20 protein-coding genes are annotated in these 19,080 nt (G+C 67.0%); 13 read left to right on the top strand and 7 right to left on the bottom strand.

The genetic code is table 11. The features are described 5' to 3' along the window. Nucleotides 1-31 precede the first annotated feature (31 nt). The 10 genes from SMN802W_RS16100 (at nt 32) to SMN802W_RS0100700 (ending at nt 11,167) form a co-directional block, all read left to right on the top strand. Nucleotides 32-334: a hypothetical protein gene (locus SMN802W_RS16100; protein ID WP_156818666.1), complete on the top strand. Its 303-nt coding sequence runs from the start codon at nt 32-34 to the stop codon at nt 332-334. 101 nt (nt 335-435) lie between these two features. Beyond that, complete coding sequence (smpB, locus tag SMN802W_RS0100740) at nt 436-918, top strand: SsrA-binding protein SmpB (RefSeq protein ID WP_019514965.1); 483 nt, start codon at nt 436-438, stop codon at nt 916-918. Continuing rightward, complete coding sequence (locus SMN802W_RS0100735; RefSeq protein WP_019514964.1) at nt 918-1,466, top strand: DUF2062 domain-containing protein; 549 nt, start codon at nt 918-920, stop codon at nt 1,464-1,466. The genes smpB and SMN802W_RS0100735 overlap by 1 nt, the downstream gene beginning before the upstream one ends. 73 nt (nt 1,467-1,539) lie before the next feature. Further along, nucleotides 1,540-3,591: a M13 family metallopeptidase gene (locus tag SMN802W_RS0100730; protein WP_019514963.1), complete on the top strand. Its 2,052-nt coding sequence runs from the start codon at nt 1,540-1,542 to the stop codon at nt 3,589-3,591. A gap of 13 nt (nt 3,592-3,604) precedes the next feature. Beyond that, nucleotides 3,605-5,974: a hybrid sensor histidine kinase/response regulator gene (locus SMN802W_RS0100725; RefSeq protein WP_019514962.1), complete on the top strand. Its 2,370-nt coding sequence runs from the start codon at nt 3,605-3,607 to the stop codon at nt 5,972-5,974. A gap of 63 nt (nt 5,975-6,037) precedes the next feature. Beyond that, entirely contained in the window at nt 6,038-6,385 is a 348-nt protein-coding gene (locus SMN802W_RS0100720; protein ID WP_019514961.1) for a response regulator, read from the top strand. Nucleotides 6,386-6,471: 86 nt separating this feature from the next. Beyond that, nucleotides 6,472-8,193, top strand: coding sequence for a dihydroxy-acid dehydratase (gene ilvD, locus SMN802W_RS0100715; RefSeq protein ID WP_026325601.1), 1,722 nt, complete (start codon nt 6,472-6,474; stop codon nt 8,191-8,193). Then, nucleotides 8,180-8,584, top strand: coding sequence for a hypothetical protein (locus tag SMN802W_RS0100710; RefSeq protein ID WP_019514959.1), 405 nt, complete (start codon nt 8,180-8,182; stop codon nt 8,582-8,584). Before ilvD ends, SMN802W_RS0100710 begins: the two co-directional genes overlap by 14 nt. Then, on the top strand, nt 8,581-9,963 hold the full coding sequence (locus SMN802W_RS0100705) for a bifunctional ADP-dependent NAD(P)H-hydrate dehydratase/NAD(P)H-hydrate epimerase (protein ID WP_019514958.1): 1,383 nt from the start codon (nt 8,581-8,583) through the stop codon (nt 9,961-9,963). Before SMN802W_RS0100710 ends, SMN802W_RS0100705 begins: the two co-directional genes overlap by 4 nt. Before the next feature lie 31 nt (nt 9,964-9,994). Next, nucleotides 9,995-11,167: a class I SAM-dependent RNA methyltransferase gene (locus tag SMN802W_RS0100700; protein WP_019514957.1), complete on the top strand. Its 1,173-nt coding sequence runs from the start codon at nt 9,995-9,997 to the stop codon at nt 11,165-11,167. Here the strand turns inward: SMN802W_RS0100700 and truA are convergent. Together truA and fmt are read right to left on the bottom strand one after the other, a co-directional pair. Then, a complete protein-coding gene (truA, locus tag SMN802W_RS0100695; protein ID WP_019514956.1) occupies nt 11,161-11,898 on the bottom strand; it encodes a tRNA pseudouridine(38-40) synthase TruA in 738 nt (245 codons plus the stop codon). The two genes, SMN802W_RS0100700 and truA, sit on opposite strands and share 7 nt — an antisense overlap. Next, nucleotides 11,895-12,809: a methionyl-tRNA formyltransferase gene (gene fmt, locus SMN802W_RS0100690; protein ID WP_019514955.1), complete on the bottom strand. Its 915-nt coding sequence runs from the start codon at nt 12,807-12,809 to the stop codon at nt 11,895-11,897. Before fmt ends, truA begins: the two co-directional genes overlap by 4 nt. Before the next feature lie 81 nt (nt 12,810-12,890). Here fmt and recR point away from each other — a divergent pair, with 81 nt between their 5' ends. The 3 genes from recR (at nt 12,891) to rmuC (ending at nt 15,691) form a co-directional block, all read left to right on the top strand. Further along, the gene (recR, locus tag SMN802W_RS0100685) at nt 12,891-13,487 is read left to right on the top strand and encodes a recombination mediator RecR (RefSeq protein WP_019514954.1); all 597 of its coding nucleotides are present in this window, start codon (nt 12,891-12,893) and stop codon (nt 13,485-13,487) included. A gap of 46 nt (nt 13,488-13,533) precedes the next feature. Next, a complete protein-coding gene (gene def, locus SMN802W_RS0100680; RefSeq protein ID WP_019514953.1) occupies nt 13,534-14,091 on the top strand; it encodes a peptide deformylase in 558 nt (185 codons plus the stop codon). A gap of 181 nt (nt 14,092-14,272) precedes the next feature. Beyond that, nucleotides 14,273-15,691, top strand: a complete 1,419-nt coding sequence (rmuC, locus tag SMN802W_RS0100675) for a DNA recombination protein RmuC (protein WP_019514952.1) — start codon at nt 14,273-14,275, stop codon at nt 15,689-15,691. A 3-nt stretch (nt 15,692-15,694) separates the two neighbouring features. Here the strand turns inward: rmuC and SMN802W_RS0100670 are convergent, their stop codons facing one another. The 5 genes from SMN802W_RS0100670 to rapZ are packed head-to-tail and all read right to left on the bottom strand — an operon-like array spanning nt 15,695 to nt 19,078. After that, complete coding sequence (locus SMN802W_RS0100670) at nt 15,695-16,618, bottom strand: arginase family protein (protein WP_019514951.1); 924 nt, start codon at nt 16,616-16,618, stop codon at nt 15,695-15,697. Nucleotides 16,619-16,669: 51 nt separating this feature from the next. Continuing rightward, nucleotides 16,670-17,467, bottom strand: coding sequence for a TrmH family RNA methyltransferase (locus SMN802W_RS0100665; protein ID WP_026325600.1), 798 nt, complete (start codon nt 17,465-17,467; stop codon nt 16,670-16,672). Nucleotides 17,468-17,487: 20 nt separating this feature from the next. Beyond that, complete coding sequence (locus SMN802W_RS0100660) at nt 17,488-17,757, bottom strand: HPr family phosphocarrier protein (protein WP_019514949.1); 270 nt, start codon at nt 17,755-17,757, stop codon at nt 17,488-17,490. After that, nucleotides 17,754-18,161, bottom strand: coding sequence for a PTS sugar transporter subunit IIA (locus tag SMN802W_RS0100655; RefSeq protein WP_026325599.1), 408 nt, complete (start codon nt 18,159-18,161; stop codon nt 17,754-17,756). Before SMN802W_RS0100655 ends, SMN802W_RS0100660 begins: the two co-directional genes overlap by 4 nt. Nucleotides 18,162-18,178: 17 nt before the next feature. Continuing rightward, nucleotides 18,179-19,078, bottom strand: a complete 900-nt coding sequence (rapZ, locus tag SMN802W_RS0100650; protein ID WP_037522766.1) for an RNase adapter RapZ — start codon at nt 19,076-19,078, stop codon at nt 18,179-18,181. Nucleotides 19,079-19,080: the final 2 nt, after the last annotated feature.

The following is a 19,080-nucleotide window of genomic DNA, read 5'->3' as shown; positions in this document are numbered from 1 at the left end:
TGCAGCCTTCCCGATGGAGGATGATCCGGTGATGATTGCGGCCTTGTTCCTTCAGGCCACGGTGTCCGGTCCCATCCTCCCCAAGCCCAGATCGGTGCTGCCGCGTGAGTGTCCGAAGGCTGAGCCCGGCGACACGTCGATCGTCGTCTGCGCGCGCAGTCAGGAGGAGTTCCGCCTGCGCGCCACGCCCGAGCGCTATTCCTCCGATCCGCAGGCACTGCCCAAGGCGGCGATGAAGATCGGCGACAACATTGTGTCGGCCGACACCGAGCAGGGAAGTGTCGGCGGCTTTACCAGCAACCGCGTCATGCTGCGGTTGAAGCGCCCGTTCTGATCCATTTGCCGGCGCTTGCGCGGGTCCGGGCGGGTGGCGAACGCGGCCAATGGTAACGATCGCCCTTTGCCGCCGCGCACGCATGTGCCTACATCGCGGCCATGTCGCGTCCCAAGCCTGCCACCTTCGACAAGAAGAAGATCGTTGCCGAGAACCGCCGTGCGCGCTTCGATTATGCGGTCGATACCGTGTACGAGGCCGGCATCGTCCTGACCGGCACCGAGGTGAAGTCGCTCCGCTTCGGCGAGGGGTCTATCGCGGAAAGCTATGCCGAGGTGCGCGGCGACGAGGTTTGGCTGGTCAATTCCAACGTCCCCGAATTCAGTCACGGCAATCGTTTCAACCACGAGGCGAAGCGTCCGCGTAAACTCCTGCTTCACGAGCGCGAGATAAACAAGCTGCACGGCGCGGTCGCGCGCGACGGCATGACGCTCGTCCCGCTGACGGTTTATTTCAACGGACAGGGTCGCGCAAAGGTGGAGTTGGCGTTGGCGAAGGGCAGAAAGGCGCACGACAAGCGCGAACACATCAAGGAGCGCGAGTGGAAGCGTGATGCCGGGCGCATCATGCGCGACCACGGCTGATGGCGTCGCGCCCGCTGACGACGTGGGACCGGTTCGCGGCGTGGAGCAGGCGCAACCTGCCGACGCGCGAATCGATGGAGAAAAGCCGGGTGCTGCGTCCGGTCGCGCACCGCGTGCTTGCACCCGAATTGTGGCGCTTTACCCGGCGATCGGTGCCGCGCGGCGTCGCGCTCGGCATGGTCGCGGGCATCCTGTTTCCGGTCGGACAGATCGCGATCGCGGCGCTGATCGCGCTGCCGTTCCGCGCCAACGTGCCGGTCGCCGCCCTCACGACCTTCATCACCAACCCCCTGACCACGCCGTTCATCCTGTTCGCGGCCTATCAGATCGGCGCGTGGTTGCTGCGCACCAACGCACCCGCGGTGGCGGAACCGGTGGCGGAGGCAGCGACGGGGTGGCTGCAATGGTTGTGGAACGCCGGGTCGCCGTTGGTGCTGGGATTGCTGCTGATCACTACCGTCTGTGCGTTGCTGGGCTATGGTCTGGCTGCGCTTGGGTGGCGATTGTGGATCGCGCGCAAGTGGCGGGCACGGCACCAGCGCGATTGATCGCCTCGCGCAGGCTGGCGCGACTTCGTGGGCCGGCCTAAGGAACGATCATTCCTCGTATGGGTGATTGTTCATGCGTCGTTCGATCCTGTTTCCCGCACTTTCTGCCGCCGCGCTGATCCCAGCGGCGCTGTTCGCCCAATCGGCCGCGCAGCAGCCTGCGCCGGCCTCCGATGAGGCGCCGCGCACCGGTCCGCGCTACGGCACGTTCGGCTTCGACACCGCCGGCATGGATCGCTCGGTCAAGCCTGGCGACGATTTCTACGGCTTCGCGAACGGCACCTGGGCGAAGACGACCGCGATCCCGGCCGACGAGGCGAACTACGGCGCTTTCTCCGTTCTGGCCGATTTGTCGCGCCAGCGGACGCGCGGGCTGCTCGAGGCGGCGCGGGCAGATGGAGGATCGAAGATTGGCCGTGCGTATGCGAGCTACCTCGACAGCGCCGCGATCGAGCGTGCCGGAATGGCACCGATCCAGCCGTGGCTCGTGAAGATCAAGGCGAGCGACAAAGCGGGCTATGCCGCGCTCTTGGCCGAAGCGAACCGCAACGGCGTCGACACGCCATTTGGCGTTTATGTAGGACAGGACGACAAGAATCCGGATAGCTATGCAGTCAGCCTGTCTCAGGCCGGGCTCGGCATGCCCGACCGTGATTATTACCTCAGCACCGATTCGAAGCTGGCCCAGGCCAAAGCCGCGTATCAGGCGCACCTCGCCAAGCTGCTGACGCTGGCTGGGGAACCGAATGCGGATGCGCGCGCTGCCGCGCTGGTCGCGTTTGAGACGCGGATCGCGCAGGTCAGCTGGACGCGCGTCGACAGCCGTGACGCCGACAAGACCTACAACAAGATGACGCTGGCGCAGCTGCAGCAATCCGCGCCCGGGTTCGACTTCGCGACCTTCATGCGCGCGAACAAGACCGCGGCCGACACGCTGATCGTCGCGCAGCCGACCGCGATCGCCGGCATCGCGCAGGCGGTCGGTGCGGCACCGATCGCGGTGCTGCGCGACCAGTTGCTGGTGCGCAGCCTGGACGGCTTCGCCGACGTGCTGCCGCGGGCGTTCGATGCGGAGAATTTCGCCTTCTACGGCACCGTGCTGAGCGGGACGCCGCAGCAGCAGGAGCGCTGGAAGCGCGCGGTCGATTTCACCAGCAGCGCGCTCGCCGACGAGGTCGGCAAGGTCTATGTCGCGCGCTATTTTCCGCCCCAAACCAAGGCGGCGGCGGACCAGCTGGTCAAAAACGTCATTAAGGCGATGAACCACCGTATCGACATGCTGACTTGGATGGCGCCCGAAACCAAGGTCAAGGCACATGCGAAGCTCGCTGCCTTTACCCCGCGGATCGGCTATCCCTCAAAATGGCGCGATTATTCGGCGCTGGAGATCAAGACGGCTGACGCGTTCGGCAACGAACTGCGCGCGAACCAATGGCGTCACGATTATAATGCGACCAAGCTGGGCAAGCCGATCTATCGCTGGGAATGGGGCATGACCCCGATGACGGTCAACGCACAGGCCGATTTCGGGCTGGTCGCCATCACCTTCCCCGCAGCGATCCTGCAGCCGCCGTTTTTCGATCCCAAGGCCGATCCGGCGGTCAACTATGGCGGGATCGGCGCGGTGATCGGCCACGAGATGAGCCATCACTTCGACGATCAGGGCGCGAAATACGACGTGCACGGCCGGTTGACGCAGTGGTGGACCGATGCTGACGTGCAGCGCTTCAACGCGCTCAGCCAGCGGCTCGTCAAGCAATATGATGCGTACGAACCGCTGCCGGGTATGCACGTGAAGGGAGCGCTGACGCTGGGCGAGAACTCGGCCGATCTCGCCGGCCTGTCCGCGGCGTACGACGCCTATCACGCGTCGCTTGGCGGCAAGCCCGCGCCGGTGCTGAACGGCTTCACCGCCGACCAGCGCTTCTATCTCGGCTGGGCACAGGTGTGGCGGCGCAACTACCGTGAGGCGAATCTGCGTCAGCGGCTGCTGACCGACCCGCACGCGCCGTCGGAACAGCGTACCGACATCGTCCGCAACATGGACCCGTGGTATCCCGCGTTCCAGCCAAAGCCCGGCGACAAGCTGTATCTGGCGCAAGACGCGCGCGTGAAGGTCTGGTGACGATCACGCGTCGATGCCCGATCTCAGGCTAGCACCGATCCCGCGCGGCCCTCGCGCCGCGCTGTTGATCGCACTCGCCGCTGGCGCCGCAGCGGGCGGGGTCGTGCTGTGGTTGATCGGCAGCATCGTCGTCGCGTGTGCCTTTGTAGCGGCTGCCATGGTCCTTGCAGGGGTGACGATCGGCGCGCGCGTGGCTGTGGCCAAGTCGCCGGTCGCAGAGGAAGCGACGGACTGGTCGCTCGCGGCGGCGCTGGCGGGTGCAAATGCCGATGCGGTCGCGGTTACCGGGCGTAGCGGGCACCTCATGTGCGCGAACGAAGCGTACGATGCATTATGCGGCGGCTACCCGACGCCGCCTGCGCTCGACCTTCCTGACATCGATCTCGCGCGACTGACTGCAACGGGGCGCGAGGCGTGGCGCGATGGTCGTGCGACGCTGTCCGGCCTCGCGCTTGGGGGCGCAGCGGTTTCGGTCGAGGTGACGCGGTCCGGCCACGCGGGCGATCACCTCGTCTGGCGCTTCATCGGACAGCGCACTTCCGACCTGCTCGGCGGTATCGCTGATGAACTGGACGGCGCGCTTGGCGACCGGATCGGCCAGGCCGGCATCATGGCGGCGCTGCTGAGTGCGGACGGCAAGGTCATGGCCGGCAATCGCGCGTTGCGAGCCCGCGCGCTGGGTCAGCCAAACGCGCCGATAGAAGGGCAGGATCTAGCAAACCTGCTTACAGGCGACGCGCGACACGCCGTCCGCTTCGCACGCGACGACGATGCGGGCGCGCTGCGGTTGCTCCAAGTCGCGCTCGGTAGCGGTCAGCAATCGCCATTGCTGGTCGCATTGCTCGACGACACGAACGATGCCGCCGCGATCGGCGACCCGCACGATGTCGAGACGTTGCTGTCGGTGATCCCGTTCGGGCTGGCGCTGATCGATCGCGACGGCCGCTTCCTCGCGATGAACGCGGCTTTCGCGCGCATGGCGGGGGCAGAACCCGCTGCGCCGCCGCTCTATCCTGGCGACCTCGTCGTGCGCGAGGACAAGGCGGCTGTTGCCGACGCGGTGCGCCGCTTCACGACCGGGGGCGCGCAATCGGCCGATCTGGCGATCCGGTTGAAGGGGCATCCTGAGGAAACGGTCGCGCTGTCGATCGCCGCGACGCGCGGCTTCGGCGGGGCCTCGGTGCTGTTGTCGTTCAAGGACAATGGCGAGGAGAACCGATTGAAACGCGAGGTCGCACAGGCGACCAAAATGCAGGCGGTCGGTCAGCTGGCCGGCGGCGTCGCGCACGACTTCAACAACATCCTGACTGCGATCATCGGCCACTGCGACCTGATGCTGATGCGCCACTCGCCCGGTGACAGCGATTATGATGATATCCAGCAAATCCGCGCCAATTCGAATCGCGCAGCGAGCCTGACGCGCCAGCTTCTCGCCTTTTCGCGCCAGCAGACGCTCCGTCCGCAGATCCTGCAATTGCCCGACGTGGTCTCGGAAGTATCGACGCTGCTGCGCCGACTGCTCGGTGAGACGGTGGTGCTTGAGGTCAAGCACGGTCGCGACCTGGGCGCCGTGCGGGCCGATCCCGGTCAATTAGAGCAGGTTGTCGTCAACCTGGCGGTGAATGCCCGCGACGCGATGCTCGCCAAGGGGGCGGGCGGCCGCGTCACGATCCAGACGCGCGCCGCGACGATCGCCGAACTTCGCCAGCGCGGCACCGATATCATGCCGCTCGGCGACTATACCGCGCTGGAGATCGCTGACACCGGCACCGGCATCCCACCCGAAGTGCTGCCGAAGATCTTTGAGCCGTTCTTTACCACCAAGGAGGTGGGGAAGGGCACCGGCCTCGGTCTCTCAACCGTGTACGGCATCGTCAAGCAATCTGGCGGCTACATCTTCGCCGACTCGCCGCCGGGGCGCGGCGCAACCTTCACGATCTACTTTCCGGTCCATGCCGCCGGCGAGGAAAGCGCAGCACCGCGTGCGATCACGCGCACGAAGCCCGCTGACACCTGGGGCACCGGCACGATCCTGCTGGTGGAAGACGAGGATATGGTCCGCGCGATCGCCGAGCGTGCGCTGGCGCGACAAGGCTATCACGTGCTCGCCGCCGAACACGGAGAGGCGGCGCTGGAACTGCTGGAAAGCGCCGAGCGGCCGAGCCTGATCGTGTCGGATGTCATGATGCCGGTCATGGACGGCCCGACGCTCGCGCGGGCGGTGCGGCAGCGCTATCCCGACATCCCGATCCTGTTCATGTCGGGCTATGCCGAGGAGCAGCTGCGCCGCTCGATCGACCTGGACCATGTCGCCTTCCTGCCCAAACCCTTCTCGGTGCAGCAGCTTGCCGAGGCGGCGCGCGACGCGCTCGCGAGTGGTTGATCCGGATCAAGGCTATAGGCGCAACGGTTGCACTCACCCGAACGTACGTTATGGCTTCATGCGATGACGATGCGCGTGCTCCTGGTCGAAGACGAACCATTGATCGCGATGATGCTAGAGGACTTCCTCGACGCACTCGACCGCCAGCATGCCGGGACCGCCGACAGCGTCGCGGCGGCGCTGCCGATGGTGGAGGAGGGCGCGCTCGATGCCGCGATCCTCGACGTCAACCTGCGCGGCGGTGAGAAGAGCTTCGCGATCGCCGATGCGCTGACGGCGAAGAACATCCCCTTCGTCTTCGCAAGCGGCGGCGGCGGTGAGGACATCGCGCCTGAATATCGTGATCGTCCGATGCTGCCTAAGCCGTATACGATGGAAGGCGTGGAGCAGGCGCTGGCGAAGCTAGGCTAAGTTGGTTGGTCCTGAAGCGAACTTTTCTGTCATTCTAAAGCTTCAAGGCTTGCCATAGCTTGCGCACGCGCAGCATAGCGCGCGGCATGACCACTCGTTTCGACAAGAACCGCCTGCCGAGCCGCCACGTCTCGGTCGGTCCCGAACGCGCGCCGCACCGCAGCTATTATTACGCCATGGGATTGAGCGAGGAGGAGATCGCACTCCCGTTTGTGGCGCTCGCTTCCGCAGGGAATGACAGCGCGCCGTGCAACACCACGCTCGACGCGCAAGCCGATGCCGCACGCCGCGGGGTGGAGCAGGGCGGCGGCATGCCGCGGCGTTTCAACACCATCACCGTCACCGACGGGATCGCGATGGGGCACCAGGGCATGAAATCCAGCCTCGTCAGCCGCGAGGTGATCGCCGATTCGGTCGAGCTATCGGTACGCGGGCATTGCTACGACGCGCTGGTCGGCTTCGCCGGATGCGACAAGTCGCTGCCTGGAATGATGATGGCGATGCTCCGGCTCAACGTGCCGTCGATCTTCGTCTATGGTGGGTCGATCCTGCCCGGCCGGTTCGAGGACCGCGACGTCACCGTCGTCGACGTGTTCGAGGTCGTCGGCCGCTACGCCGCGGGAACCTGTCCGATCGGCGAGGTGCACGCGCTGGAGAAGGTCGCCTGTCCGGGACATGGGGCGTGCGGCGGGCAGTACACTGCCAACACGATGGCCTGCGTCGGCGAGGCGATCGGTTTGTCGTTGCCGAACAGCAACATGGTGCCCGCACCTTATACCTCGCGTGAGCAGATTGCGGTCGCGGCCGGCGCCCAGGTGATGGAGCTGCTCGCCGCCAACATCCGCCCGCGCGACATCTGCACGCGAGAGGCCTTTGTCAACGCCGCGCGCATCGTCGCCGCGACCGGCGGCTCGACCAACGGCGCATTGCATCTGCCCGCGATGGCGCACGAGGCGGGTATCGCGTTCGACCTGTTTGACGTCGCCGAGATCTTCAAGACCACGCCTTACGTCGCCGACCTGAAGCCCGGCGGCAAGTATGTGGCGAAAGACATGTACGAGGCAGGCGGCGTCTACATGCTGATGAAGACTCTGCTGGCGGAGGGCTTGCTCCACGGCGACTGCCTGACCGTCACCGGCCGGACGCTCGCCGAGAACATCGATCAGGTGACGTGGAACCCCGACCAGAAGGTGATCTACGACGCGCGCACCCCGATTACGCCGAGCGGCGGCGTCGTTGGTCTGCGCGGCAGCCTGGCGCCCGATGGTGCGATTGTGAAGGTCGCGGGCATGCACCGGTTGCAGTTCGAGGGGCCGGCGCGTTGCTTCGACTGCGAGGAGGATGCCTTTGCCGCAGTCGAGGCGCGCTCGATCAACGAAGGTGAGGTCGTCATCATCCGCTACGAGGGACCGAAGGGCGGCCCCGGCATGCGTGAGATGCTGTCGACGACGGCTGCGCTCTACGGCCTTGGTCTTGGCGAGAAGGTGGCGCTCATCACCGATGGTCGTTTCTCTGGCGGCACGCGCGGCTTCTGCATTGGTCATGTCGGGCCGGAGGCGGCCGAGGGTGGTCCGATCGCGCTGGTTGAGAATGGCGACACGATCCGCATCGATGCGGAGGCCGGAACGATCGACCTTCATGTCGCCGACGACGTGCTCGCCGCGAGGCGTGCAGGATGGCAGGCGCGACGCAACGACTATGGCTCGGGCGCATTGTGGCGCTATGCTCAAAACGTCGGCCCCGCCTACAAGGGCGCTGTTACCCATCCCGGCGCCGCGGCGGAGACGCATGTCTATGCGGATATCTAGCGCGCTCCTGCTCGCCGTCTGTGCGGCAGCCTGCTCGCCCGAGCAGACCGCGAACACGCAGGTGTTGGCGAATGTGGAGGCGACGCAGGATCAGGAAGCGGCTGACAATGGCCTCATCAACTGCGCGGTCGGTGCGGCGGCCACGCTGTCGCGTGTGTGCAGCGTCGAGCGGCAGGAGAGCGATCGCGGCCTACTGCTGACGGTGCGTCACCCCGATGGTGGCTTCCGGCGCTTGCTCGTGACCAAGGACGGGCATGGCGTCGTCGCCGCCGATGGCGCTGAGCCGGCGCAGGTGACTCTCGTCGGCACCAACGAGATCGAGGTCCGGCTCGGCGATGACGTCTACCGCTTGCCCGTGACGGTGAAGCCCACCGATCTGAAGCGGCAGTGAAGCCGATCGCCGGTGCCGCGGTGCTGACTGCCGCGGAGATGCGCGCGGCGGAAGCGCGGGCGTTCGCCGCCGGCGAAGACGCATGGTCGATGATGCAGCGCGCCGGTCGTGCGTGTGCGGCGGCGATACGCCGGCTTTCCGCAGGTGCGGAGGTGCTGGTGCTGTGCGGTCCGGGCAACAATGGCGGCGACGGCTATGTGATCGCGGCGACGCTGGCTGATGCCGGTTACAAGGTACGTGTGGCCGCACTTGGAACTCCGCGCGGTGAGGTGGCGCAACGGGCGCGTGCGAACTGGTCGGGATCGGTCGCGTCACTCGATCAGGCGCAGTCTGCGCCCGTGTTGGTCGACGCGCTGTTTGGCCTTGGGCTCAACCGCGCACTGGACGCAACCGTCGCTGGGGACGTGCACCGACTCGCCGCGGCGGCGGCGCTTACGATCGCGATTGATCTGCCGAGCGGCATCGACAGCGACAGCGGCGCACTGCTTGGTTGCACCATTGTCTATGACGTCACGCTCGCACTCGGCGCGCTCAAGCCCGCGCATCTGCTTCAGCCTGCGGCGTCGCATTGCGGTACGGTGCGGTGGCTCGACATCGGCGTTCAGGCGTCCGATGCCGTACGGGTGCTTTTGCCACCGACATTGCCCCGACCGGGGCCACAATCGCACAAGTTCAACCGCGGCATGGTTGGCGTCGTTCGCGGCCGCATGGCCGGCGCGTCCGAGCTTGCCGCGGCGGCGGCGATGCATGCTGGCGCAGGCTATGTCGCATTGCTCGGTGCGTCGATCCCCGCGGCTCCGCACGCGCTCGTTCGTCGCCGGCTGAGCGACGAGGCTATGGCCGATCCGCGAATGGGCGCGCTGGTGGTGGGACCTGGTCTCGGCCGCGACGACGATATGCGCGCGCTGGTCAGCCGCGCGTTGAAAACGGATCATCCGCTGGTGGTCGACGGCGATGCTCTTCATCTCGTCACGCCAGAGCAGCTGCACGCACGCGGGGGAACGATGATCCTCACCCCGCACGCGGGCGAGTTCGACGCCCTGTTCGGGCCGGGCGAGGGCAGCAAGATCGATCGCACGCATGCCGCTGCGCACAGGTCCGGCGCGGTGGTCGTGTTCAAGGGTGCCGATACCGTCATTGCCGCACCCGATAATCGCGTGCGACTTGCCCCGGCTGCGAGCAACTGGCTGTCGATCGCAGGCAGCGGTGACGTGCTCGCGGGTGCGATCGCAGCCTGCCTCGCTACCACTGTCGACGCGCTTGACGCAGCAGCGGCGGGTGTCTGGCGTCACGGCGATGCCGCACGCCGATGCGGCGCATCGTTCATCGCCGACGATTTGGCGCACGCCCTGTCAGAGGCGCGCGCCGCCTGCGCGTGACGCCTGCCACGATCCGTCCTAAGGGCACGCGATGACCATCATCACACGCGTCGCAGCGCGCGGCGAAGGCGTCGCCGAGGACGGTCGCCACGTCGCATTCGCCGCGCCCGGCGACCAGATCGCGCCCGACGGCACCATCATACCGGGCGAGCATCACCAGGTGCCGCCGTGTCGGCACTTCCCACACTGCGGCGGCTGCCAGCTTCAGCACCTTGACGACGCTAGCTGGTCCGCCTTCCTCGTCGATCGCATCGCCGGCGCGCTTCAGGCGCAAGGATTGTCCGCTGAGATCCGGCCGCCGCACCTCTCGCCGCCGCGTACCCGCCGCCGTGCGACGCTACACTATGAACCTGCCGGCAGGTTGGGGTTCACGGCCGAGAAGAGCCATCAGCTCGTCGACCTGCACGAATGCCACGTGCTCGCGCCCGAGTTGTTCGCGCTGCTGCGTCCGCTCAAGCGCCTGCTGCCGGTGTTCAAGCCCAAGCGCCGGCTTGACCTTCACCTGACGCTCGCCGATCAAGGCGTCGACCTGCTCGTCACCGGGGTGACGCCGTCTGGGCTCGCGCACGCCGATGCGATCGCCGACTTCGCGCAGGCGCATCAAATAGCGCGGATCGCGTTCGATGACGGGCTCGGCCCCGAAACGCATTGGGAGCCCGATGCGGTCACGATCACGCTTGGCGGCACGCCCGTGCCACTGCCACCGGCCGCTTTCCTTCAGGCGACGCGCGAGGGCGAAGCGACCCTGGTATCGGCCGTGCTGGGGGCGATCGGCAGCCCGCGCATCACTGCCGACCTGTTCGCCGGGCTCGGCACGTTCGCCTTGTCGCTACCCGGCCGCGTCTACGCCGCCGAGGGTGGCCGCGACGCGATCCTGTCGTTGAAGGCAGCTGCGGACCGTGCGCAACGGTTCCTCTTCACCGAGCACCGCGACCTGTACCGTCGCCCGCTGACCACCGCCGAGCTCGATCGCTTCGATGCGGTCGTGCTCGATCCGCCGCGGGCCGGCGCGCGCGAGCAGATCGACGCGCTGGCGGCCGCGCACGTGCCGGTGATCGCTTATGTCTCCTGCAATCCCAGCAGCTTCGCGCGCGACGCGAAGATCATGTGCGAAGGCGGCTATCGGCTCGACTGGATCGTGCCGGTGGGCCAGTTCCGCTGGTCAACCCACACCGAGTTGGCGGCGCGCTTCTCGCGTCAATAATCGGCGGCGACGAAGAACAGCCCGTCGGGCGGTGCGTTGAGGCCGAGCTGCGCTCGATCCGTCGCCAGCAGTGCCTCGCGCAGCCGCTCGACGCTCCAGCGGCCGAGCCCGACCAGCACCAGGCAGCCGACCATCGATCGCACCTGATGGTGGAGGAATGACCGCGCCGCCGCCTCCACCATCACCAAGTCGCCGGTTCGGCGCACCTCGAGTCTTGCCAGCGTCTTCACCGGGCTGGCCGACTGGCAGTGGACCGAGCGGAAGGTGGTGAAGTCATGACGACCGACCAGGACCTGCGCGCCCACTTGCATCGCCTCCGCATCGAGCGGCTGCGGCACCTGCCATGCGAGGCCGCGCTCGAACGTCAGCGGCGCACGGCGGTTGACGATGCGATATTCGTAGGAACGCCCCACGCACGAGAAGCGCGCGTGCCAGTCGTCCGCAACCTCCTCGCACGCCAGCACCGCGATCGGATGTGGGCGGAGCCGCGCGTTGAGCGCCTCCATCAGCCGGAACGGCGTGATCGCTTTCGTTATGTCGACGTGCGCGCGCATCGCGAGCCCGTGTACGCCTGCGTCGGTCCGCCCGGCGGCGTGGACGGTCGCGGCCTCACCGGTGATGGTGTGGAGCGCCTCCTCGATCACCCCCTGCACGCTGGCCCCGTGCGGCTGGCGCTGCCATCCCATGAAAGGCCGCCCGTCAAACTCGATCGTCAGCGCGAAGCGTCTCACCCGAGCGTCGTGCCCGACCGGATCGGAAAGCCACGCAGCATTTCCTCCGCGCTGGTAACACCGCGGCCCGCGCGCTGAACGAGGGTGGGGCGCAGCGCGCCATCGCCACAACCGATCGCCAGCGCGGCGTCGACCGTCACGCCCTCGCCGCCGGGAAAGGTGAAGGGCAACACTTCAGCAGCCAGCACCTTTACCCGCTCGCCCGCGACCTCAAACCACGCGCCGGGCGCAGGGTTGAGCCCACGCACGATCCGCTCGATCTCGCGCGCGCTCCGCGTCCAGTCGATCTTCGCCTCGGCCTTGCTGATTTTCGCGGCGTAGGTGACGCCCTCATAGCGCTGCGCCACCGGCGGGTGCGCGTCCATGTCGGCGAGCACCTCGATCATCAACCGGGCGCCGAGCTGCGCCAGCTCGGCGGTGAGTTCGCCCGCGGTCTTGCTGGCCACCGCCGTGCGCCCCTCCAGCCGCACCGGTCCGGTGTCCAGCCCCGCCTCCATCTGCATGATGCCGACGCCTGTCTCCGCATCGCCGGCCATGATCGCGCGCTGTACCGGCGCCGCGCCGCGCCAGCGCGGCAGCAGCGAGCCATGGACGTTGAGGCAGCCGAGACGCGGCGCATCCAGCACCGCCTGCGGCAGGATCAGCCCATAGGCCGCGACTACGGCCGCATCGGCGTTGAGCGATGCGAACGACGCCTGTTCGTGCATGCTCTTCAGCGACACGGGCGTGCGCACCTCGATGCCTAGTGCTTCCGCGCGGCGTTGCACCGGCGAGGCGACCAGCTCACGCCCGCGCCGGCCACCGGGGCGCGGCGGCTGGCTGTACGCCGCGACGATCTCGTGACCCGCATCGACCAGCGCGTCGAGCGTCGGCACCGCAAAGTCGGGGGTTCCCATGAAGACGATCCGCATAGCCGCGGCCTTTTCCACAATGCGCCGCCCGCGTCACCCCGCACGCTGGCGCTCGTGTGCCCTTGTCGCCATATAACGCGCATGGCATCCCCCGAGATCGAGGCGCTGACGCAGGCGCTTGCCCGTCTGCCCGGCTTCGGTCCACGCTCTGCGAGGCGCGCGGTGCTGCATCTAGTCAAGAAGCGTGAGGGCGCGCTGGTGCCACTCCGCTCCGCGCTGGCGGCGGTGGAAGAGCGGCTATCGACCTGCTCGACCTGCGGCAACGTCGACACCAGCGATCCGTGCGCGATCTGCGCCGACCCGCGCCGCGACCCGCGCTCGCTGTGCGTGGTGGAGGATGTGAGCGATCTCTGGGCGCTGGAACGATCGCGATTGTTCCCGGGTCGGTTCCACGTGCTTGGCGGCCGGCTGTCGGCGCTTGAAGGCGTGCGACCGGAGGATCTGGCGATCGAGCCGCTGGTCGCTCGCGTTGCCAAGGGGGAGATTGACGAGGTTGTCCTGGCGATGAACGCGACGCTGGAGGGGCAGACGACCGCACATTACGTCGCCGACCGCTTGGAGCGCTACCCTGTCCGTCTTACCCAGCTTGCGCATGGATTGCCGGTTGGCGGTGAGCTCGACTACCTCGATGAGGGTACGCTGGCGCAGGCGCTCCGCGCGCGACGCCCGGTCGCCTGACCCGCTTGCTTGACGCATTCCGCGGCGGGACCTAGCTGCGCTTGCCATGGCCATTCTCCCGATCGTCGAAGTTCCTGATCCCGTGTTGCGCAAAGTCTGCGAGCCCGTTGGCCAAGTAACCGACGAGGTTCGCGGCATCGTCGCCGACATGTTCGACACGATGTACGACGCGCGTGGCATCGGTCTGGCCGCAAGCCAAGTCGGTATCCTGCAGCGGATCGTCGTGATCGATCTACAGGAGCGACCCGAGGGTGAGGGCGAGGCGGCTCAGGATGCTGCAGAGGCCGACGCCGGCGGCACGCGCAACCCGCATGCCTTCATCAATCCCGAGCTGGTGTCGGTCAGCCAGGAAACCTCGACCTACAACGAGGGTTGCCTCTCGATCCCAGAGCAATATGCCGAGGTGACCCGCCCCGCGCGTTGCCAAGTTCGCTGGCTCGACACCGACGGACAGCCGCGCGAGCAGGAGTTCGAGGGGTTGATGGCGACGTGCATGCAGCATGAGATCGATCACCTGAACGGCGTGCTGTTCACCGACCATATCTCGCGATTGAAGCGCGGCATGTTGATGAAGAAGCTGGAAAAGATGCGCCGCAACGGCTGAGCGCCACCGCGAGTCGGTGGCAGAACCCGCCGGTACATTCGCGCTTTCCTACGACAAACGTTCGATCTATGTTCCCCCTCGCGCGGCGCGTTCGCGCGCGTTCGCGCGCGTTCGCGCGCATACGCCCGTGTGCGCACCTGCGTAGTGCTGTGACCTTTGTGACTTTCCACCGGAGTGCCGCATGGCCGAGATACTGCTGATCGCCCTCGTTGCTCTGGTCGTCGGCGTGGCGCTCGGCTGGTTCCTGTCGCGGCAGGGGACGAGCGGCGCGATGGCGGAGCGCGATCAGGTCCGTACCGAGCGCGATGCCGCCCGCGCCGAGCGCGACGCGCAGGCCGAGCAGTTCCGCCGCGCGATCGCCGATCTGGCAGGCGCCGAGGAGCGCGCACGCGCCGCCGAGCAATTGCGCCACGACCTGTCGCTTGCCCGCGACGAGCGCGAGGCCGCGCGGCTCCACGTGTCGCGGCTGGAGGCGGAAGGGCGCGCCGCGGAGCAGCGGATTGCCGATCTGAAACTCGCCGCCGACGAGATGAGCCTGCGCTTCAAGGAAGTCGCACAATCGGCGCTGGGGGACGCGCAGAAGCAGTTTCTCGAACGCGCCGAGGCGCGGCTGCGCCAGAGCGAGGAAGCTACGGGTCAGGGGATCAGGGCGCTGCTGCAACCCGTCAACGATCGTCTGCTGCGCTACGAGGAAGGAGTTCAGCGGATCGAGGCCGAGCGTCGTGATGCCTTCGGTCACTTGCATGGCCAGATCGAGGCGATGCGCGTGGGGCAGGAGCGCGTCTCGGGTGAGGCGGCGAAACTCGTCAACGCGTTGCGTAATGCGCCCAAGGCGCGCGGGCGCTGGGGTGAGCAGCAATTGCGCAACGTGCTCGAGTCGTGTGGCCTGGCCGAACACACCGACTTCCAAATGGAAGTGAGCGTCGTACTCGACGATGGCGCGCGGCTGCGCCCCGATGCGATCGTCCGCATTCCCGGCGGCAAATCGCTGATCATCGACGCCAAGGTGTCACTGAACGCGTACCAGGACGCGTTCGGCGCGGTCGACGAGAACGAGCGTCAGCTCGGCCTGGCCGCGCACGCTTTGTCGATGCGCAACCACATCACGTCGCTCGGCAACAAGGCCTATTGGAGCCAGTTCGACGACGCGCCCGACTATGTCATCATGTTCGTGCCCGGCGAGCATTTCCTGGGAGCAGCGCTCGAGCATGATCCGAAGCTTTGGGACGATGCCTTCGACCGCAAGGTGTTGCTGGCGACACCGACCAACCTGATCGCGATCGCGCGCACCGTGTCGGCGGTGTGGCGACAGGAAAAGCTGGCTGCGCAGGCGCAGGAGATCGCGACACTTGGCAAGGAGCTCTACAGCCGCCTGGCGGTGATGGGCGGGCACGTCGCCAAGCTGGGCAAGAACCTCGACACCGCGATGGGTGCGTATAATTCGTTCGTCGGCAGTCTGGAGAGCCAAGTGCTGACCAGCGCGCGGCGGTTCGAGGCGCTCAACATCGACACCGGCACCAAGTCGATCGAGACGCTGCCCGTCGGCGAGCAGGCGGTGCGCCCGCTTACCAAGCTCAGCTACGACTCCGCGGCCCAGTAAGCGTCAGCGCCGCATCAGACCCAGCGCGACCGTCACCAGCCGCGCCGCGATCTGCGCACACAAGCGGTGCGGATCGTCGCGGTCGGGGACGTATTCGGCGAGGATCAGGCCCACGATCGTGCCGCGCGCGGCGAGTCCGTGGAGCAGGTCGAGGCAGTCTTCGTAAGTGAGCCCGCCCGGCGTCGGCATCGCCACGGCCGGAAACACGGCCGGATCGATCCCGTCGCAGTCGATCGAGATGACGTAGCGCTCGCCTGCCGGCCGCTCCGCCAGCACCCCGTCAACGCCGCGACGGTGCCACTCGCGCGCGGTGACGATCTGGTCGCCGAACTCGCGTGCGTCGTCGTGCTGCCACGCCTCACCGCTGCCAAGGCCGCGGATACCGACCTGCACCATGCCGGTCACCCACGGCATCTCTGACACCCGTCGCATCGGCGAGCCATAGCCGTTATCCTCGCCCTGGATCGTGTCGCCCCAGTCGACATGCGCATCGATCTGCACGACGGTTACCGGCCCGAAGCTGTCATAGGCGGCGATAACCGGGATCGGCACCGAATCGTCGCCGCCAAGCACGATCGGCAGTGCGCCGGCGGCAAGTACCTGCTCAACCGCCGCGGCGATGCGGTGACGATTGCCTGCGGCGTCCTGCACCTTGGTTATAACGTCACCGACATCGACACCGATCGTCGAGCGGCGTTCATCCTTCGCCAGCAACGTCGCGCCGAGATCGAAATCGTGCTGGAACACCTGACCCGCGAATTGCTGCGACGCCGCTCGGATCACGCTGGGAGCATCGGCCGAGTGGCTGCGTCGTGCCGGATCGTACGGCGTCGCCTCCGCCGCTCCCAGCACCACGAGAGGGGTGTCGGGCAGGTCGTCGAGTGTGGCGGCGGGAAGGCGAAGGAATGTGGGAAAGCTGGTGGTCACGCGGATGCAAACTGCCAGGCGGCCGCTTCGTTGCCGTCGCTGCGGTGCGGTTCAGCGATGACGCGCGAGCACCTCATACGCCATTACCGCGGTGGCGACCGCCGCGTTCAGGCTGTCGGCCTTGCCCAGCATCGGCAGCTTGACCAGCAGGTCGCACGCGGCTTCGAACTCGTCCGGCAATCCTTGCGCCTCGTTGCCGGTTAGCAAGAACGTGGGTGCGGCATAGTTTGCGCTGCGGTAATCGTGCTCGGTCTGGAGACTGAGGCCGACCAGCTGTCCGGCGCCGTCACGTAGCCACTTGATGAACGGCGTCCACTCGGTACGTACGATCGGCACCGTGAACAGCGCGCCCATGCTGGCGCGCACCGCCTCGACTGAGAACGGGTCGACGCATTCGCCGATCAGGATCAACCCGCCTGCACCCACCGCATCGCCGGTGCGCAGGATCGTGCCGAGGTTGCCCGGATCGCGCAGCCGTTCCGCCACCAGCCAGATCGGCGCGGCGGCGCGATCGAGATCGTCCAATGCTGTCTCGAAGGCGGCAAAGACGCCAACGACCGCCTGCGGATTGTCTTTGCCCGACAATTTGGACAGGATGTCTGGCGTCGTCTCGATCGCCTCGCCGTTCGCGGCCTCGACCGCAGCGATCAATGCGCGAACAAGCGGGTGACCGGCAGACGCAGCGGCAAAGAACAGGTAGCGTGGAACACGGCCGGTCTCACGCGCCTCGGTAAGGATGCGCAACCCCTCCGCCAGGAACAGGCCCTGTTCGCGGCGATGACGCTTGTCGCGCAGGTCGCGGACCTGCTTGATTAGGGGGTTGGAGTAGGCGGTGATCGTACGGGGCATCGTCAGGGCATTCGGCGGGATCACTCCTCGCCGAACTTGTCCTCCACGAGCGCACACATCGTCGCCACCACGGTTTCGGCATCCGCGCCGTCGGCGCTGATCGTGATCGTGTCGCCCTTTGCTGCGCCAAGCATCATCAATCCCATGATCGACGTCCCGGTCACGGTCGATCCGCCACGCGTCACCTCGACGCTGGTCGGCTGCCCGGCAGCGAGCGTCACGAACTTCGCGCTGGCCCGCGCGTGGAGTCCCCGCCGATTGGTGATCTCGACCGTGCGCGAGGCGCTCATGCCGCTGCCTCGCCGAGCACTTCGGAGGCGACCGAGATGTACTTGCGACCGGCTTCGCGCGCGGCGGCAACGGCGGCGACGACCGACATCGCCTTACGTGCCGACTCGAGCCGGATCAGCATCGGCAGGTTGATGCCCGCGATCACTTCGATCCGGCCACGCTCCATCAACGATATCGCGAGATTGGACGGCGTGCCGCCGAACAGATCGGTCAGGACGATGACGCCGCGTCCGCCGTCGACCTCGGCGATCGCCTGCGCGATGTCGGCGCGCCGCGCTTCCATGTCGTCGTCGGGGCCGATCGCGACGGTTTGGATCTGCCGTTGCGGGCCGACCACGTGCTCCATCGCGGTAACGAATTCATCGGCCAGGCGGCCATGGGTCACGAGCACCAGCCCGATGATCTGCATTGACTTACCGTTCATTGACCCTGCGGTCGCCCCTCAAGCGTGTCCTGCGGTGCCACCGCCAGATCGCGGTGCAGGATGGTGGGCGAAAAGCCGGCGTCGCGCAACCGCGCTGCCACTCGCTCCGTCACATGCACCGATCGATGTTTGCCCCCGGTACACCCGAACGCGACGGTAACATAGGGCTTTCCCTCCGCCCGGTAGCGCGGGAGCAGCAGCAGCAGCAGGTCCTCGATCCGGCTGACCGCCTCCTCATAGGCCGGATCGTCGGCGATATAGGCCGCGACTGCCGGGTCGCGTCCCGTTCGGGGACGAAGGCTCGGCTCCCAATGCGGATTGCGCAGGAAGCGCATGTCGAACATCAGATCGGCCGCATGCGGCACTCCGCGCGAGAAGCCGAACGACTCGATCGTCAATGTCGTCGCCGCTTCCGCCCGGCGGCCGAAGAGCGAACGCACCTGTTGCGCCAATGCGTTCGCCTTCAGATCGCTGGTGTCGATCAGCCGGTTTGCCCAGCGGCGCAGCGGTGCGAGCAGCCCGCGCTCCGCGATGATGCCGTCGCGGACCGGTCGATCCTCCGCCATCGGATGCCGCCGTCGTGTCTCTGCATAGCGCCGGGCGAGCTCGTCACTCGAACAATCAAGGAACAGCAGTCCAATATCGAGATCGGCGCGCTCGCGCAGCGCCGCCACCTGCGTGATGAACGCATCAGGATCGAAGTCGCGGGTGCGCGTTCCGAAGCCGAGCGCGAGCGGCCGGTTTTCTCCGCCAGCCTCCGGCTGCGTGCCGTGTAGAAAGCGCATCAGCAACGTCAGCGGCAGATTGTCGACCGTCTCCCAGCCGATGTCCTCCAGCGTCTTGAGGACCGTCGACTTGCCCGCGCCGGACATGCCGACGACCAGCAGGACCTGCATCG

The organism is Sphingomonas sp. Mn802worker (assembly GCF_000382485.1).
In the GTDB taxonomy this organism is placed as follows: Bacteria; Pseudomonadota; Alphaproteobacteria; order Sphingomonadales; family Sphingomonadaceae; genus Sphingomonas.
The sequence above is the reverse complement of the archived record's forward strand: the minus strand, read 5'-3'. Positions and strand labels throughout refer to the sequence as shown.